Consider the following 15,508-nt stretch of genomic DNA (forward strand, 5'->3'; position numbering starts at 1 on the left):
GGCGGTAGGGGCGTGCGGCTGACGATCCTCGGCGGGGGCGGTTTCCGGGTACCGCTGGTCTACGGAGCACTGCTCGCGGACCATGCCGAGGGCCGGGTCACCCACGTGACGCTGTACGACGAGGACACCGGGCGGCTCGCCGCCATGGCCCGGGTGCTCGCGGACCAGGCGGCTGCCGCCGGAGTACCGGACGCCCCGGCCGTCACGGCCACCGGGGACCTCGACGAGGCCCTGCGCGGCGCCGATTTCGTCTTCTCCGCCATCCGTGTCGGCGGTCTGGAAGGACGGGCTGCCGACGAGCGGATCGCCCTGGCCGAAGGTGTGCTCGGCCAGGAGACGGTGGGCGCGGGCGGGATCGCGTACGGCCTGCGGACCGTGCCGGTGGCCCGTGAGCTCGCGCGCAGGATCGCCCGCAGCGCCCCCGAGGCATGGGTCATCAACTTCACCAACCCGGCCGGGCTGGTCACGGAGGCGATGGCCGAGGAGCTCGGCGAGCGGGTGATCGGCATCTGCGACTCGCCCGTGGGGCTCGGCCGGCGCATCGCCCGGCTGCTGGGGGCCAGGCCGCAGGAGGCGTGGATCGACTACGTCGGCCTCAACCACCTGGGCTGGGTGCGCGGGCTGCGCGTCGGCGGCCGCGACGAACTGCCCCGGCTGCTGGCCGACACCGAGGCGCTGGAGTCCTTCGAGGAGGGGCGCCTCTTCGGGGCCGAGTGGCTGCGCTCGCTCGGCGCGATCCCGAACGAGTACCTGCACTACTACTACTTCAACCGTGACACCGTACGGGCCTACCAGGAGGCCGAGCAGACGCGCGGGGCCTTCCTGCGCGACCAACAGCGCGGGTTCTACGCCGAGGCCGGCCGCCCCGGGCAGCCGGCCGGGGCGGCGCTGGCCGCCTGGGACCGGACCCGGGCCGAGCGGGAGGCCACGTACATGGCCGAGAACCGTGAGGCGGCGGGCGTCGGGGAGCGTGACGAGAGCGACCTGGAGTCGGGCGGCTACGAACAGGTGGCGCTCGCGCTGATGCGGGCCATCGCCCGGGACGAGCGGGCCACGCTGATCCTCAACGTCCGCAACGGTCCCACGCTGTCGGTCCTCGACGCCGGCGCGGTCATCGAGGTGCCCTGCCTGGTCGACGCGAACGGCGCCCACCCGGTGGGCGTCGCCCCGCTGCCGCTGCACGCGGTGGGACTGGTGACGGCGGTCAAGGCCGTCGAGCGGGAGATCCTGGCGGCCGCCGCGAGCGGCTCGCGGGCGACCGCGGTGAAGGCCTTCGCCCTGCATCCGCTGGTGGACTCGGTGGGGGTGGCGCGGCGGCTGCTCGACGGGTACGCGGCGGAGCACCCGGGGCTGGCCTACCTGCGCTGACTTCCGGTGCGCGGTTACCCCGTACGGCTCAGCGCCGCATGCGGTGGGGCGGGGGCGCTGTGACAGTGCGAAGGTGACCACTGCCCCCGTCGTCGCCGCCGCGCCACCCGTGCTCGACCGGCGGCGGCGGAACATCATCTTCGGCACGATCATGCTCGGCGTGCTGCTCGCGGCGCTCGACCAGACGATCGTGGGTACCGCCCTGCCCACGATCGTGGCGGATCTGGGCGGCGGGGACCACATGTCGTGGGTGGTGACCTCCTACCTGCTCGCGGAGACCGTGGCGACGGTGCTGGTGGGCAAGTTCGGTGACCTCTTCGGCCGAAAACTGATCTTCCAGATCTCCGCCATCGTCTTCATCAGCGGCTCCTTCCTGTGCGGCCTGTCGAGCAACATGACGTTCCTGATCGTGTGGCGCGGCGTCCAGGGCGTCGGGGCCGGCGGCCTGATGGTCACCGCCATGGCGTTGATCGCCGATGTGGTGCCCCTGCGCGAACGCGGTAAGTACCAGGGCATGATCGGCGCCGTCTTCGGCGTCGCCACCGTGATCGGCCCGCTGCTCGGCGGGTTCTTCACCGACCAGCTGAGCTGGCGGTGGTGCTTCTACGTCAACGTTCCGATCGCCATCCTCGTCGTCGTCGCGGCCGCCCGGACGATCCCGGCGGTGCGGGCCTCGGGCAAGCCGGTCATCGACTACCTGGGCATCACCCTCGTCGCGATCGGCGCGAGCGCGCTGATCCTGGCCACCAGCTGGGGCGGGAACGAGTACGCGTGGACCTCGCCCGTGATCATCGGCCTGTTCGCGGGCGGTGCGCTCGCACTGGCCCTGTTCTGCGTGGCCGAGACACGGGCCGCGCAGCCGATGCTGCCGATGCGGCTCTTCCGCAATCCGGTCTTCTCGGTGTGCTCCGTGCTGAGCTTCGTCGTCGGGTTCGCGATGCTCGGCGCGTTGACGTTCCTGCCGACCTACCTGCAGTACGTCGACGGGGATTCGGCCACCGTCTCGGGCGTCCGGACCCTGCCCATGGTCTTCGGGCTGCTGCTCGCCTCCGTCTTCAGCGGCAACGTCACCAGCAAGACCGGCAAGTACCGGATCTTCCCGATCGTGGGCAACGCCGTCATGGGCGTCGGCCTGTACCTGTTGTCGCGGATGGAGCCGGGGACCAGCGCCTGGCTGGAGTCGCTGTACATGTTCGTGCTCGGTACGGGCATCGGCCTGTCCATGCAGGTGCTGACGATCGCCGTGCAGAACACCGTCGACTACGCGGACCTCGGCACGGCCACCTCCGGGGTCACCTTCTTCCGTACGCTCGGCAGCGCCTTCGGGACGGCGGTCTTCGGGACGATCTACGCGAACACCCTGGGGCCCGAACTGAAGGCGGCCGTCGTGCAGGCGGCGCGGCTCACCGGAGAGGACCCGGCGCGCCTCGCCGAGGCCGCGTCGAGCCCGGGCGGTGTCCACGGCCTCGGCCCGGTGGCCGCGGGCCCCGTGATCGACGCGTACGCGGAGGCCCTGCACACGGTGTTCCTGTGGACCGTGCCGGTGGCGGTGGTCGGCTTCGTCGTGGCGCTCTTCCTCAAGCAGGTGCCGCTGCGCGACACCGCCCGCGCCGGGTCCACGGACATGGGCGACGGTTTCGGCTCCCCGGCCACGGCCTCCGGGGATTCGGCCAAACTGCTGGAGCTGGCGGTCGGCAAACTCGTACGGAACATGGGGCCGAAGACGGCGCGCGCGATCGTCGAGAACTCCGACACCCGGCTGGACATCGGTGGCGCGTGGGCGGTGATGCAGGTGGACATGATGACCCGGACGGTGGGCCACGCAGGCCTGGGCCTGATCGCCGGCCGCCGCTCCGTGCCGCCCGAGGTGCTGCTCCCCGTCTTCGACCGGATGGTGGACGAGGGGTTCCTCGGCAGTGCGAACGGCTACTTCACGCTCACCCCGGCCGGGCAGCGGGAGGCCGGTGTCATCTCGGCGGCATGGGCGCAGTGGCTCGGCAACGAGCTGGAGAAGGACCGCGGGCGGCCGAGGAGCGCCGAACTGCGGGTGGCGGCCGACGCGATCGCGAAGCGGCTGCTGGCGGAGGACCTGCGCGAGGGCAACTTCGCGCCGAAGGCGGTGGTGTAGGGGCGTTCGGATGCCGTGCCAGGTCTCCGTGGCGGACGGCGGGACGCCGTCGCTTCCACAGGCCCCCGGCTTTACAGGGCGCCGCTTCTAGAGGGCGCCGCCGGTCGCGGTCGGGTAGTCGTACGAGGGCACGTGCGGCAGCGACGTGAGGTCCGGGCGCCACGTGCGCAGGACGGCCGCCGACGGGGGGTAGAGGTCCGCGGGGATCTCGGCCGGGGCGAACCACTCCCAGCGGGCGATCTTGTGGGGCTCGGTGACGGCGGGGACTCCGACGGCCGTCGTGGTCACCGCGGCGGCCGTCAGCCGGGTCATGCCGGACTTCGCGTCGATCTGGACGGAGAGCACCCGGATCGCCTCGGGTTCCGCCCGCAGGTCCGTCTCCTCGGCGAGCTCCCGGGCGGCAGCCTGCTCGAAGCCCTCCCCGGGGTCGACCTTGCCGCCGGGCAGCTCCCAGCGGCCGTCGTGCGCCTGGCCGAGCAGGACCCGGCCGTCCGGGCCGACCACGACCAGGCCGACGCCGACGACGGCGTTCGGCTGCGGGACGGCCCGTTCGGGGCGTTCGCCGGTGGTGCTCATGTACGTCCTTCCGATGAGGTGGTGGGTCTGGCGCGGATGTGGATCCGCTCGCCCTGGGGGCCGAAGAGGCTGAGGAACTCCGCCGCCCGCGGGCCCGGGTTGAAGAAGGCGTGCGGGGTGCGCGTGTCGAACTCGGCGGCCTCCCCGGGGCCGAGGACGAGGTCGTGCTCGCCCAGCAGCAGACGGACGCGCCCGGACAGCACGTACAGCCACTCGTAGCCCTCGTGGACCCGGAGCTCCGGCAGCGGCGGTGTGCCCTCGACGGGCGGGATGATCTGCTTGAAGGCGCGCACCCCGCCGAAATCGCGGGTCAGCGGCACGTAGGTGTGGCCGTGCCGGACGAAGGGGCGCGGGCGGACCCGGGGGTCCCCGGTCTCCGGTGCGCCGACCAGTTCGTCGAGCGCCACCCGGTGCGCCCTGGCCAGTGGGAGCAGCAGTTCCAGTGTCGGCCTGCGCTGCCCGGATTCGAGCCGGGAGAGGGTGGAGAGCGAGATTCCGGTGGCCTCGCTGAGCTGGGCCAGCGTGGTGCCGCGCTGCTGGCGCAGGGCGCGCAGGCGCGGTCCCACGGCCGTCAGCACGCCCGCGAGTTCCTCGTCCTGCTCTTCGATGGCCATGACCCCATTTGCCGCTTCGGCAAGAGCATTTGTCAAGCGGGGCCGGCGGGCGGACCCTCGCAGGCATGGACAACGCAAAGGACAACTCGTTCGACGTGGTGGTCGTGGGCGGTGGGGCGGCCGGGCTCGCCGGGGCGCTGACCCTGGCCCGGGCCCGCCGCTCGGTGCTGGTGATCGACTCCGGCAGCCCGCGCAACGCACCCGCCGCGCGCATGCACGGATACCTCGGCCACGACGGAGCGAGCCCGGCCGGACTCCTGGCCGGGGGGCGCGCGGAGGTGACCGGCTACGGCGGGGAGATCCGGCCGGGCACGGTCGTCGCCGCGGACCGGCTGCCCGAAGGGGGTCTGCTGGTCCGCTGCGGGGACGGCACGACCGTCCGGGCACGCCGGCTGCTGGTCGCCACCGGGCTGGTGGACGAGCTCCCCGCCGTCCCGGGGCTCCGGGCGCGCTGGGGGCGGGACGTGCTGCACTGCCCGTACTGCCACGGCTGGGAGGTCCGGGACCAGCCGGTCGCGGTGCTGGCCGACGGCCCCCTCGCCGTGCACCAGGCTGGGCTGTGGCGGCACTGGAGTGCGCGGACCACCCTGCTGTCGCACACCTGGCCGCTCACCGCCGAGGACCGGGAGGTGCTGGCCGCCCGGGGCGTCGAGGTGGTCGAAGGCGAGGTGACCGGCCTCGTCGTCGACGAGGACCGGCTGGCCGGGGTGACCCTGGCCGGCGGAGGCGAGCGGCGGTGCCGGGCGCTCGTGGTGGCGCCCCGGTTCACCGCCCGCTCCGGCGTCCTGACCGGACTGGGCCTGCCCGTGACCACCCTGGAACGGGACGGCCACCCCATCGGCACCTGCGTCGACTCCGACCCGGCGACCGGTGCCACCGCCCTCCCGGGCGTCTGGGCGGCGGGCAATGTCACCGCTCCGACGGAGCAGGTGGCGGGCGCGGCCGCGTACGGGGTCCGCGCGGCCGTCGCCATCAACGCCGACCTGATCGAGGAGGAGACCCGGCGGGCGGTCGAGGCGTACCGCGTGGGTGAGTGAGTGAGCGCGTGAGCCGGTGAGCGCGTGACGGGTGACCGGGTGACCGCGGGTGGCGGTGGCGTGGTGCTGAACCGGCGGTGAGCGGCCCCGAACCGCCGGACTTCCGACACCCGTACGGGTTTCGGCCAGGTTCCGTCCGCGCAGGCTCTGGGCGGTCTGATCGTCGTACCGTTCAGCGGCTCAGGGGGGCGCAATGGCACACGTACTGGTCATCGGCGGAGGTGTCGGAGGGGCGGCCACCGCCCTGCTCGCGGCGCGGCAAGGACACACGGCGGAGCTGTTCGAGCGCGACACGCGGGCCCCGGGTACCGCGCTCGATCGCGATTTCTTCGGCTGGCGGCGGCCGACCGTACCGCAGGCGACGCAGCCGCATGCCCTGCTGGGCGCGGCGCGGGGCGTCCTGCGGGACGAACTGCCAGACGTCCACCAGGAGATGCTCCGGCTCGGCGCCCGCGAGCGGCACGAGCTGGACTGGTTCGACGTACGGCCGCCCGCGCGACCCGGCGACGAGGACCTCGTCATGCTCCAGGCCCGGCGCATCGTCCTGGAGAGCGCGCTGGCCACCGCCCTGCGCGCCGAACCGGGCGTCGTCGCGCGGTACGGGGAGCCGGTCACCGGGCTGCTCACGGAGCCCGGGGTCCGGGTGACGGGAGTGATCACGGAGGCCGGGAGTTACGAGGGGGACCTCGTCGTGGACGCGGGCGGCCGGCGCGGAGGCGTCGAGCGCTGGCTGACCGCGGCGGGGTGCCGCCCGCCGGTCGTGGAACGGCACCGCACGGGTCTCGCGTACTTCTGCCGCTGGTACCGGCTGCCCGAGGGCATGGACGAGGGGCCGCGCCGGCCCTGGGCGGTGACGGGCGGCGCCTTCGCCGGGTGCGCGGTCTTCCCGGCCGACAACCGGCTCTTCGCCGTGACGCTGTTCGTGCACACCGCGGACACCACGCGTTCGGCGCTGCGCGACACCGCCGTCTTCGAGGCCGCCGCCCGTTCCTTCCCGCCCGGCGCGGCCTGGCTGGCACTGGGCGCCGAGCCGCTGTCGGAGGTACTGGCCACCGCGAGCCTGGACAACCGGTGGAGCGCGCTCGCCGACGAGCGCGGGCCGGTGGTGAGCGGGCTGGTGCCCGTCGGGGACGCGATCACGCACACCAACCCCACGCTCGGACAGGGCACCTCGCTGGCGCTGTGGGCCGCGCGCAGGGTGGCCCGTACGGCGCACCGGGACCCGGGATCCGAGGCGTTCGCCGAGGGCCACCACGCCTGGGCGGTGCGCACCCTGAAGCCGTGGTTCGACTTCCAGGTCGTCGCCGACGAGGCCATCGGGGAGCGGTTCGCGACCCGGGCCGTGCGTGCGGGGACGGCACGGGACGTGGCCGCGCTGTTCGAATGCGCGCTGGAGGATCCGGAGGTGATGCGGGCGCGGGCCAGGGTCCGGCACCTGGCCGAGCCGCCGGAGCGGGCGTACGCGGATCCGGCGGTCCGGGAGCGGGTGGCGCGCTGGCTGGCCGCGCGGCCGGAGTACGCGCCGAACGCGGTGGGGCCGGACCGGGCGGAGTGGGAGAAGCTGACCTCGGGGTGAGGGGGGCGGGGCGGGGCGGTCAGCCGGTCAGCCGGCCGGCGGGGGGCCGAGCACCTCGGCGAGGTCGTAGCGGACCACTTCCTCCAACTGGGCGTAGGTGCAGCTCTCCGGCGCCCGGTCGGGCCGCCAGCGGGCGAACTGGGCCGTGTGCCGGAACCGGTCGCCCTCCATGTGGTCGTACTTCACCTCGATGACCCGCTCGGGGCGCAGCGGTACCCAGGACAGGTCCTTCTTCCCGGTCCAGCGGCTCGTCGCGCCGGGCAGCCGGGCGCTCTCGTGGGCGGACTCCTCGGCCCAGGCGGCCCACGGGTGGCCCCCGGGGTCCGGCATGCGCAGCGGTTCGAGCTCCTCGACGAGCTCGGCCCGGCGCTTCATGGGGAAGGCGGCGCACACGCCGACGTGCTGGAGGGCGCCGTGGCCGTCGTAGAGGCCGAGCAGCAGCGATCCGATGATCGGACCGCTCTTGTGGAAACGGAAACCCGCGAGGACCACGTCGGCCGTACGCTCGTGTTTGATCTTGTACATGAGGCGCGCGTCGGGCCGGTAGGGGAGATCGAGGGGCTTGGCGATGACCCCGTCGAGCCCGGCGCCCTCGAATCGCTCGAACCACTCCTGCGCGAGGGCGGGGTCGGTGGTCGCGGGCGCGAGGTGAACGGGGGGCCGGGCGGTGGAGAGGGACCGGGCGAGGGCGTGGCGGCGGTCGGTGAGCGGGGTGTCGAGGAGCGCCTCGTCGCCGAGGGCGAGCAGATCGAAGGCGACGAAGCTGGCGGGGGTCGTTTCGGCGAGCAGTTTCACGCGCGAAGCAGCGGGGTGGATCCGTTCGGTCAGCCGGTCGAAGTCGAGGCGCCCGCCATGAACGATCACGATCTCGCCGTCCATGACGCAGCGCGGGGGCAGGTTCTCCTTCAGGGCCGCCGCCAGTTCGGGAAAGTACCGGGTCAGGGACTTGCCCGTGCGGCTGCCGATCTCGATCTCGTCGCCGTCGCGGTGCACGATGGCGCGGAAGCCGTCCCACTTGGCCTCGTACTGCATGCCCGGCGGGATCCTGGCCACGGACTTGGCGAGCATCGGCTTCACGGGCGGCATCACCGGCAGATCCATGTCTCCGATTCTGCGGTGGTGCGTCCGGCCCCGCCCGGTGTGCGGGTCCGGCCGGGCCCGCCTACCGTGGCGCACATGGGTGCTGCAGGTAATGCGATCGAGCTCGACGCGGGCGGGCGGACGGTGCGCCTGTCCAGCCCGGACAAGGTCTACTTCCCGGAGCGCGGCCTCACCAAGCGGGACGTGGCCGAGTACTACCTGGCGGTCGCGGACGGCATCACGCGGGCCCTGCGCAACCGGCCGACGACGCTGGAGCGGTACCCGGACGGGGTGGGGGGCGAGTCCTTCTTCCAGAAGCGGGCGCCGAAGAACCTTCCCGACTGGATCCCGACCGCCCACATCGCCTTCCCGAGCGGCCGCAGCGCGGACGAGATCTGCCCGACCGAGCCGGCCGCCGTGCTGTGGGCCGCCAACCTGGGCTGCCTCACCTTCCACCCCTGGCCCGTACGGCGCGAGGACACCGACCGGCCCGACGAGCTGCGCATCGACCTCGATCCGCAGCCGGGCACCGACTACCACCACGCGGTGGCCGCCGCGCACGAGCTGCGCGCCCTGCTGGAGGAGCTGGGACTGCGGGGCTGGCCGAAGACCTCGGGCGGCCGCGGCCTGCACGTCTTCGTCCCGATCGCGCCGCGCTGGACCTTCACCGAGGTCCGCAGGTGCGCCATCGCCCTCGGCCGGGAACTGGAGCGCCGCATGCCGGGCAAGGTCACGACGGCCTGGTGGAAGGAGGAGCGGGGCGAGCGGATCTTCGTCGACTACAACCAGACGGCGCGCGACCGCACGATCGCCTCCGCCTACTCCGTCCGCCCCCGCCCGCACGCCCCGGTGTCGGCGCCGCTGCGCTGGGAGGAGGTGGACGACGCGGAGCCGCGCGACTTCGACATCGTGACCATGCCGGCCCGCTTCGCCGAACTGGGCGACCTGCACGCCGAGATGGACGACCACGCCTTCACGCTGGACGCCGTACTCGAACTCGCCGCCCGCGACGAGCACGAGCACGGCCTGGGGGACATGCCCTACCCTCCGGACTACCCGAAGATGCCGGGGGAACCGAAGCGGGTCCAGCCGAGCCGGGCGAAGCGAGAGGACTGAACCGGGCGGGGCGCGTCAGCCGGGATTCGGGGCGGTCGGCTTGTGTCCGGGGTACACGTGGTCCGGACTGACGATGCTGGTGATCGCCTCGCCGAACAGGGTGCTGGGCTCCTGGCCGTCGTGCGGGACGTCGGTGTTGAGGAGGACCACCATGGTCGCCTGGGCCTCCGGCAGATAGACGGTCAGCGTCTCGTACCCGGGCAGTGAGCCGTTGTGGCCGATCCAGCCCTGGATGTTGAAGATGCCGAGCCCGTAACCGGCGCCGGGAATGCCGACCGAGGTGGTCTTCAGCCGCTCGGCCTGGGTCGCGGGCGTCAGCAGCGTGCCGGTGGCGAGGGTCCGTGCCCAACTGCGCAGGTCCTGGAGGTCGGAGATCATCGCTCCGGCGGCCCAGGCCCAGGTCGGGTCCCAGTTGGTCGCGTTCACGATCTTGCCCGAGTCCGACTGGTCGGTGTAACCCTGCGCGTGCGGCAGGGGGAACTCGGCCCCGACCGGGAAGAGCGTGTGGCGCAGACCGGCCGGCTGCAGGACGTCCCGTCCGATCACCTCGCGGAGCGGCCGACCGGTGATCTTCTCGACCACCAGACCGAGCAGGATCAGGTTGGTGTTGGAGTACTGCCACTTCGCGCCCGGTGCGAACTGCACGGGGTGCGCGAAGGAGTAGCCGAGCAACTGCTGTGGTGTGAAGGGCTTGTCGGGGTTGGCTTCGAACGCCTTGATGAAGCCGTTGTCATCGGTGTAATTGAACAGTCCGCTGCGCATGCCGGCGAGTTGGCGCAGGGTGATGCGGTCCCCGTTCGGAACTCCGGCGATGTACTTGCCGATGGGGTCGTCCAGGCCGACCTTGCCCTGGTCGACCAGTTGGAGGAGGGCGGTCACGGTGAACGTCTTCGTCTCACTGCCGATGCGAATGCGGAAATCGCTCTGCATGGGAGCGCCGGTCGCCTTGTCCGCGACCCCGAAGTTCCTCACGTAACTGCCCTTGCCGGGGGCCCACAGCCCCACGGTGACGCCCGGCACATGGGCCTCGCGCAGGACCTGGAGGATGGCGGCGTCCAGCTGGGCCGCGACGGCCGGAGTGAGCTGCTTGAACTCCGTGTCGCCGTCCGGGGAGGGGGTGGGGGAGGCGGCGGCGGGGGCGAACCACCCCTGGGCGGGCGCTCCGTAGGCGGAGCCAGCGACGGCCGGGGCGATGAGCAGACCTGCGGCGGCGGTGGCCACGCAGGCCCGGCGAAGCCGTATGTACGTCGACCTCACGGCATGCCTCCTGTTGTTCCTGTCGTACGAGGATCAAGGAAAGCGGTGGGACAAGCGTAGGTCCGCGTCATCAGGGGCGCGATCAGGGATCAAAACAACACGAACGATCGTGCCAATTTCTCTGCACCGCTGGGCGGCGACGGCGACCGTTCGCGGCGACGGTGGGGGCGGCCGGCACGTCCTGGTCGCGGCCTCGGCCGGCGGCGCAGCCCGGCCGGGTCAGGAAGGGGAGTTGAAGACGGGCGGCCGGTCCGGGAGCTCCTCCGGAGCGGCCGCCACCGCCCGGAGCCGGTCGAGGATGCCGCGGCCGGCGCGCTCGTACGCCGCCGGGTCCTCGTGCAGGACGGAGTGCGCGTTGGCCAGCTCCATCAGGGCGATCACCTCGAAGGCGAGCTGGGGAACGTCCGCGGGGTCGAACCCGTCCCGGAGCCCGCCCGCCAGCCGGGCCTCTTCGAGGACCCGCTCGACGTAACGCGTCCAGTCGGAGCGCACCTTGGCGATCTCGTCGCGTACGGGGCCGGGGCGGGCGTCGAACTCCGCGGAGGCTCCGCAGAAGAAGCATCCGCCGGGGAAGACGCGGCGCCCGGAGTAGCCGAGCCACAGCTCGCACACCCGCCACACCTTGGCGAGCCCTGCGGGGTCCTCGCGCACGGGCCGGACGACCTGCTCGACGAACACGTCCACGGCGGCGCGGACGGTCGCGAGCTGAAGGTCCTCCTTGGAGCCGAAGAGAGCGAACACGCCGCTCTTGCTCAGGCCGAGGTCCGCGGCGATCTTCCCCAGGGACAGGCCTTCGAGGCCGTCCACGGAGGCGATGCCCACCGTCCGGTCGAGAACCGTCCGTCGCGTCCGGTTGCCGCGTTCCACGCGTCCGTCTGCCATCTCCCCATCTTATCGAACGGACGGTCGTTCACTCTGTGGAGCGGGCGCCGGGCCGCTGTCAGTGGCGGGTGCCATGCTCGGAAGAGAGAGGACATGGATCGGACAGGACGGGACAGCGGAAGGGGTGCGGACCATGCTCACCACGGACTACAAGGACGGCTCCCCGAACTGGGTGGACCTCGGTACGCCGGACGTCGCCGCCGCAGCGGAGTTCTACGCGGGACTGTTCGGCTGGGACTTCCAGGCTGGTGGCGAGGAGGTCGGTGGATACGGGATGTTCCACCTCGGCGGCAAGACGGTCGCGGGCGGCATGACGGTCCCGGCGGACCAGGGCCCGTGCGCCTGGCAGGTGTACTTCCAGACCTCCGACGCGGACGCGACGGCGGCGGCCGTGGTCAAGGCGGGCGGTTCGGTGACCTTCGAGCCGATGGATGTCCTGGACTTCGGCCGGATGGCGATATTCGCCGATCCGGAGGGAGTGGGCTTCGGGGTGTGGCAGCCCAGGAAGAACAGCGGCCTGGGCGCGGTGACGGAGGTGGGCTCCCTGTGCTGGACGGAGCTGTACACGGGCGACGTGGCCCGGGCGGCCGAGTTCTACCACGGGGTGCTCGGCTGGGAGATCGGCGAGACGTTCGAGGGCGGTTCGTACACGATGGCCAAGCCGGCCGGCACGACGGAGCAGGCCTCCTTCGGCGGTCTGGTCCCGATCTCGTCGGATCCGGTGGAGGACGCCGAACGGCCCTACTGGACGCCGTACTTCGAGGTGGCCGATTGTGATGCGACGGCGGCGAAGGCGGAGGAGTCGGGCGGCAAGGTCCGCCTCACCCCGGAGTTGATGGAGGGGGTCGGCCGTTTCGCCAAGCTGCAGGATCCCTTCGGGGCGCGATTCGCGGTCATAGCCAGCGTGCCGACGGTGGGCGGATGACAGGGTGTTGATCGCCCGTTGATCGGACGTCCATCGGCGGCGGCCAGTATCACCGGCATGTCGATGAACACCACCACCACCACTGCAACTGCTTGGTACGACCTCGCCCTGTGCGCCCAGACGGGCCCGGGCTTCTTCTTCCCCGAGCCCGGCTCTTCGCTGCGCGACGCGAAGCGGCTGTGCGGGGCGTGCGAGGGGCGGGCGGCGTGCCTGGAGTACGCCCTGGCCAATGACGAACGCTTCGGCGTCTGGGGCGGCCTCTCCGAGTCCGAACGCCACGCCCTGCGCTCGCGCCGCAGCTGATCAGGTCCGCGTACCCTTGCCGCTGCGCCGCACCAGCCCCACCCGCAGGGCGAGCTCGAACCCCTCACCGCCGCACTCCTCACGACGCGGCGTGTGGGGTACGACCCGCACGGGGTAGTGCCCTCCGACGGGCGACACGACCCCACCGAAGCGGGGATCCCCGGCGAACCAGATCCGGTCGGGGCGGTTGTTCTCCAGTTCCGCCACGGGGAACGGGATGGTGCGGAAGGTGCCCGTGAGGTCATCCCCGAATGTGATGGCGATGGTGGCGGGGCTTCCTGTTGCCCTCCGCGGGAACCGGCAGGGCAGCTGCCGCCATGGATATGCCTGAAGAATGTCGGCGACGCGGTGTCGCCGAAAGTAGGTGATCACGACCCAGGGCAGGAAGGGTGCCACGAGCACGGTGATCAGTGCGAACCCGGTTGTGGCATGAGGTACATGGCCGACGCAGCCGAGGGCGACCACGGGAGGAACGCCGAGGCTCAGCACCCAGACCGCGCGGCGGACGGCCAAACGCTTGTAGCCGAGAGCGGTCGGAGCGTGGTCCCACGCCACCTTGGTGAGTGCGAGCGTCACAGGAGCACCTCCAGGATGCGCGATGCCCGGGGCGCGGGAGGCGGGCTGGGATCGGGGTCGGTGAAGCTGAGGGTGAGCGCGATCGCTTCGAGGATCTCGGTGTACGCGCCATGGTGCTGGGTTGCCGCGCTGGTGACGTCGAGAACCAGCACGTGCAGGCCTCCTGGGTGGCTCGTGGCGATCCGTGCCTGGAATACGTGCTGCTGCGCGCGCGGCACGTTGATGGTCCCCGCGACGAGATAACACGGAAGCGATGACGGCAGGTCGATGAACCGGCGCGCGGAAGCAGCCCACGCGGCGGAGCGGGCGATACCAAGGGCGGTTCGTGCAGCGGCTACCCGTGGATTGGGCTCGTCAGTGGGCCGGATGCTCAGAGAGAAGAGCGACGTGCAGACCCCGACCGGTTCGTCCGGATGCAAGCCGATCGCGGTGTGCACGACGCCGAGCCCGGCCAGTTCGTCGAGGCCGTCCACCAGTTGAGCCAGTTCCTGCCGGGCATCCGGGCTGCCCAGCGCGTGAGCGACGGCGTCCAGGGACGCCCGGTCCTCGGGACCGATGTCGTGGAAGCCTGGGGGCAGCCGAAACCACACCGGCGGCAGGGCGGTCTCGTGCATCACGGCCTCACCACCGTCCAGAATTGGCGTGATTTCGCCACTGTGGAAGGGGCGTCGTCCAGGACGCCCCGCACGCCGTCGGCCGCGGTCGATCCGTGCTCGACCGCATCGCTGTCACTGGCGTAGTCAAGGACTGCTGTTGTCGCACCCGCTCCTGCCACGGCTACGCCCACTCGGTCCCTCACGTGCTGCGGCGACTCTCGCAACGCCCACGCGGTGAGTGGGCTCTCCACCTCACGCAAGGTGTTGGCGGTCGACCACGTCGTGCTCCGGAACGCGGTGGCTCCCTCACCCAGGCTTGAGAGGGCGCTGGCCTCGGGGGCGGCGACCATTGCCGCGCGGGCTGCCGCCGCGCCGGCCTTTGCGCCCGAGGCAACCGCCGCGAGGCCAGGGACGGAGCCTGCCGCGTCGCCCAGGAGGGTCACAGAACTTTTCCAGAAGTCCGCGTCGAACTCGCCCCTCGTGGCCCCGTCCACCAGAGGCTTCCGGAACTTCGGGTCTGCCAGGTGCGTCGTGAGAGCTGCCAATGACAGGCCGCCGGCCACGAGCATCACGGCCAGACCTGCCGGCGGGCAGGCCAAGGCGATGCCGGCTCCCAGAAGGCCCAGGACCGCCGACGCGTTCGACAAGGCGTCGCCCGGGTCGTCGACGATCTTGTGCCAGATCGAGGACAGCAGGCCCGGTTCCTTCGGGGCCAGGCGGTCCGACGCCGTGTCCAGCGTCTGCGCCACCCGGCGGGCCTCCGTCGCGTGCTCGGTGGCGAGCTCGCGGGCCAGGCGGCGGGCATCGGCCAGGGCCTCGGGGGACTTGGCGGAGGCCGCCTGGGCCTCGTACCGGGCCGCCAGGGCACGGTGGGCCACCAGGGTCTCGTGCCAACCCGTGAGCCGCTTCGCGGCCTCGGCGAGGGAGGTGTGGGCGGAGCCCAGGTAGCGCGGGAGGTCCTGCGAGAGGGAGGCGCGGAAGGCGGTGGCGGCCTCGCCCTGCCAGTCCGAGCTGTGCGAGACCAGCGCCTTCACGACGCGCGAGGCCTCGCCGAGGGAGGCCGCCGACGCGGAGAGTTTCCTGGTCAGGGCCAGGACCGCCGCCGGATCCCCCGGGGCCGGGTCGAAGCCGAGGGTGGCGTGGTCAGTCATGCGTGGCCGCCGCCCGGAGGAAGGCCGCGCGGATGGCCTCCTCCAGCTCCGCGAACTCCGAGGCGCTGCGGTCCACGCCGTCCCGTACGGCCTTGACGCGCTTGGTCAGCTCCCGCGCGCCGAAGGCCCATCTCTTCTGGAAGCCGTCACAGGCCGCGTCCAGGTCCGCCGTGCCGAGCTCGTCGGCCCGTACGTGGTCCAGCGCGCGCCGGGCGTCGCGCAGGGAGACCAGCGAGGAATCCAGCGCACGGGTCAGACGGGTCAGCTGGTCGATGTCCACCTGAAGCGAGGTCATGACGCGAAACCCTGGCAGAGCACGGCTC

The 15,508-nt window shown here is 72.2% G+C and carries 16 protein-coding genes; 7 read left to right on the plus strand and 9 right to left on the minus strand.

Annotated elements, in window-relative coordinates:
* Positions 1–12 precede the first annotated feature (12 nt).
* Both OG429_RS31725 and OG429_RS31730 read left to right on the plus strand, forming a co-directional pair.
* Positions 13–1,368 carry a 6-phospho-beta-glucosidase gene (locus tag OG429_RS31725; RefSeq protein WP_328928677.1) on the plus strand — a complete coding sequence of 452 codons (1,356 nt, stop codon included), beginning with the start codon at positions 13–15 and terminating at the stop codon, positions 1,366–1,368.
* 73 nt (positions 1,369–1,441) lie between these two features.
* Positions 1,442–3,496 carry an MDR family MFS transporter gene (locus tag OG429_RS31730; protein ID WP_328928678.1) on the plus strand — a complete coding sequence of 685 codons (2,055 nt, stop codon included), beginning with the start codon at positions 1,442–1,444 and terminating at the stop codon, positions 3,494–3,496.
* A gap of 87 nt (positions 3,497–3,583) precedes the next feature.
* On the opposite strand, the gene OG429_RS31735 is transcribed toward OG429_RS31730, so the two are convergent.
* Together OG429_RS31735 and OG429_RS31740 are read right to left on the minus strand one after the other, a co-directional pair.
* Positions 3,584–4,072 (minus strand): nucleotide triphosphate diphosphatase NUDT15, encoded by a 489-nt coding sequence (locus tag OG429_RS31735; RefSeq protein ID WP_328928679.1) that lies wholly within the window; start codon positions 4,070–4,072, stop codon positions 3,584–3,586.
* Positions 4,069–4,686, minus strand: coding sequence for a helix-turn-helix domain-containing protein (locus OG429_RS31740; protein ID WP_328928680.1), 618 nt, complete (start codon positions 4,684–4,686; stop codon positions 4,069–4,071). The genes OG429_RS31735 and OG429_RS31740 overlap by 4 nt, the downstream gene beginning before the upstream one ends.
* Positions 4,687–4,751: 65 nt before the next feature.
* Between OG429_RS31740 and OG429_RS31745 the strand changes: the two genes are divergently transcribed.
* Together OG429_RS31745 and OG429_RS31750 are read left to right on the plus strand one after the other, a co-directional pair.
* Complete coding sequence (locus OG429_RS31745) at positions 4,752–5,723, plus strand: NAD(P)/FAD-dependent oxidoreductase (RefSeq protein WP_328928681.1); 972 nt, start codon at positions 4,752–4,754, stop codon at positions 5,721–5,723.
* A gap of 193 nt (positions 5,724–5,916) precedes the next feature.
* Positions 5,917–7,299 carry an NAD(P)/FAD-dependent oxidoreductase gene (locus OG429_RS31750; protein ID WP_328928682.1) on the plus strand — a complete coding sequence of 461 codons (1,383 nt, stop codon included), beginning with the start codon at positions 5,917–5,919 and terminating at the stop codon, positions 7,297–7,299.
* Between the two features lie 27 nt (positions 7,300–7,326).
* On the opposite strand, the gene OG429_RS31755 is transcribed toward OG429_RS31750, so the two are convergent.
* Positions 7,327–8,400 carry an ATP-dependent DNA ligase gene (locus tag OG429_RS31755; protein WP_328928683.1) on the minus strand — a complete coding sequence of 358 codons (1,074 nt, stop codon included), beginning with the start codon at positions 8,398–8,400 and terminating at the stop codon, positions 7,327–7,329.
* Positions 8,401–8,475: 75 nt separating this feature from the next.
* Between OG429_RS31755 and ligD the strand changes: the two genes are divergently transcribed.
* A complete protein-coding gene (ligD, locus tag OG429_RS31760) occupies positions 8,476–9,495 on the plus strand; it encodes a non-homologous end-joining DNA ligase (RefSeq protein WP_328928684.1) in 1,020 nt (339 codons plus the stop codon).
* Positions 9,496–9,510: 15 nt separating this feature from the next.
* On the opposite strand, the gene OG429_RS31765 is transcribed toward ligD, so the two are convergent.
* Both OG429_RS31765 and OG429_RS31770 read right to left on the minus strand, forming a co-directional pair.
* Positions 9,511–10,752: a serine hydrolase domain-containing protein gene (locus OG429_RS31765; protein ID WP_328928685.1), complete on the minus strand. Its 1,242-nt coding sequence runs from the start codon at positions 10,750–10,752 to the stop codon at positions 9,511–9,513.
* Between the two features lie 219 nt (positions 10,753–10,971).
* Entirely contained in the window at positions 10,972–11,634 is a 663-nt protein-coding gene (locus tag OG429_RS31770; protein ID WP_328928686.1) for a TetR/AcrR family transcriptional regulator, read from the minus strand.
* 133 nt (positions 11,635–11,767) lie between these two features.
* Here OG429_RS31770 and OG429_RS31775 point away from each other — a divergent pair, with 133 nt between their 5' ends.
* Together OG429_RS31775 and OG429_RS31780 are read left to right on the plus strand one after the other, a co-directional pair.
* On the plus strand, positions 11,768–12,559 hold the full coding sequence (locus OG429_RS31775) for a VOC family protein (RefSeq protein ID WP_328928687.1): 792 nt from the start codon (positions 11,768–11,770) through the stop codon (positions 12,557–12,559).
* Positions 12,560–12,616: 57 nt separating this feature from the next.
* Positions 12,617–12,862 (plus strand): WhiB family transcriptional regulator, encoded by a 246-nt coding sequence (locus tag OG429_RS31780; RefSeq protein ID WP_328928688.1) that lies wholly within the window; start codon positions 12,617–12,619, stop codon positions 12,860–12,862.
* Here the strand turns inward: OG429_RS31780 and OG429_RS31785 are convergent, their stop codons facing one another.
* Genes OG429_RS31785 through OG429_RS31800 form a run of 4 tightly spaced genes read right to left on the minus strand, consistent with a single transcriptional unit; the run spans position 12,863 to position 15,480 of the window.
* A complete protein-coding gene (locus OG429_RS31785; protein WP_328928689.1) occupies positions 12,863–13,438 on the minus strand; it encodes a hypothetical protein in 576 nt (191 codons plus the stop codon).
* Positions 13,435–14,052, minus strand: a complete 618-nt coding sequence (locus tag OG429_RS31790) for a hypothetical protein (protein ID WP_328928690.1) — start codon at positions 14,050–14,052, stop codon at positions 13,435–13,437. The genes OG429_RS31785 and OG429_RS31790 overlap by 4 nt, the downstream gene beginning before the upstream one ends.
* Positions 14,052–15,185 (minus strand): hypothetical protein, encoded by a 1,134-nt coding sequence (locus OG429_RS31795; protein WP_328928691.1) that lies wholly within the window; start codon positions 15,183–15,185, stop codon positions 14,052–14,054. The genes OG429_RS31790 and OG429_RS31795 overlap by 1 nt, the downstream gene beginning before the upstream one ends.
* Entirely contained in the window at positions 15,178–15,480 is a 303-nt protein-coding gene (locus OG429_RS31800; protein WP_328928692.1) for a hypothetical protein, read from the minus strand. The genes OG429_RS31795 and OG429_RS31800 overlap by 8 nt, the downstream gene beginning before the upstream one ends.
* Positions 15,481–15,508 lie beyond the last annotated feature (28 nt).

It is taken from the genome of Streptomyces sp. NBC_00190 (genome assembly GCF_036203305.1).
Lineage (GTDB): Bacteria > Actinomycetota > Actinomycetes > Streptomycetales > Streptomycetaceae > Streptomyces.

Excerpts from the sequence above, each read along its gene's own strand:
- OG429_RS31735 (WP_328928679.1), bottom strand. The coding sequence starts at position 4,072 with ATGAGCACCACCGGCGAACGCCCCGAACGGGCCGTCCCGCAGCCGAAC.
- OG429_RS31740 (WP_328928680.1), bottom strand. The coding sequence starts at position 4,686 with ATGGCCATCGAAGAGCAGGACGAGGAACTCGCGGGCGTGCTGACGGCC.
- OG429_RS31745 (WP_328928681.1), top strand. The coding sequence starts at position 4,752 with ATGGACAACGCAAAGGACAACTCGTTCGACGTGGTGGTCGTGGGCGGT.
- OG429_RS31750 (WP_328928682.1), top strand. The coding sequence starts at position 5,917 with ATGGCACACGTACTGGTCATCGGCGGAGGTGTCGGAGGGGCGGCCACC.
- OG429_RS31755 (WP_328928683.1), bottom strand. The coding sequence starts at position 8,400 with ATGGATCTGCCGGTGATGCCGCCCGTGAAGCCGATGCTCGCCAAGTCC.
- ligD (WP_328928684.1), top strand. The coding sequence starts at position 8,476 with ATGGGTGCTGCAGGTAATGCGATCGAGCTCGACGCGGGCGGGCGGACG.
- OG429_RS31770 (WP_328928686.1), bottom strand. The coding sequence starts at position 11,634 with ATGGCAGACGGACGCGTGGAACGCGGCAACCGGACGCGACGGACGGTT.
- OG429_RS31775 (WP_328928687.1), top strand. The coding sequence starts at position 11,768 with ATGCTCACCACGGACTACAAGGACGGCTCCCCGAACTGGGTGGACCTC.
- OG429_RS31780 (WP_328928688.1), top strand. The coding sequence starts at position 12,617 with ATGTCGATGAACACCACCACCACCACTGCAACTGCTTGGTACGACCTC.
- OG429_RS31790 (WP_328928690.1), bottom strand. The coding sequence starts at position 14,052 with ATGCACGAGACCGCCCTGCCGCCGGTGTGGTTTCGGCTGCCCCCAGGC.
- OG429_RS31795 (WP_328928691.1), bottom strand. The coding sequence starts at position 15,185 with ATGACTGACCACGCCACCCTCGGCTTCGACCCGGCCCCGGGGGATCCG.
- OG429_RS31800 (WP_328928692.1), bottom strand. The coding sequence starts at position 15,480 with ATGACCTCGCTTCAGGTGGACATCGACCAGCTGACCCGTCTGACCCGT.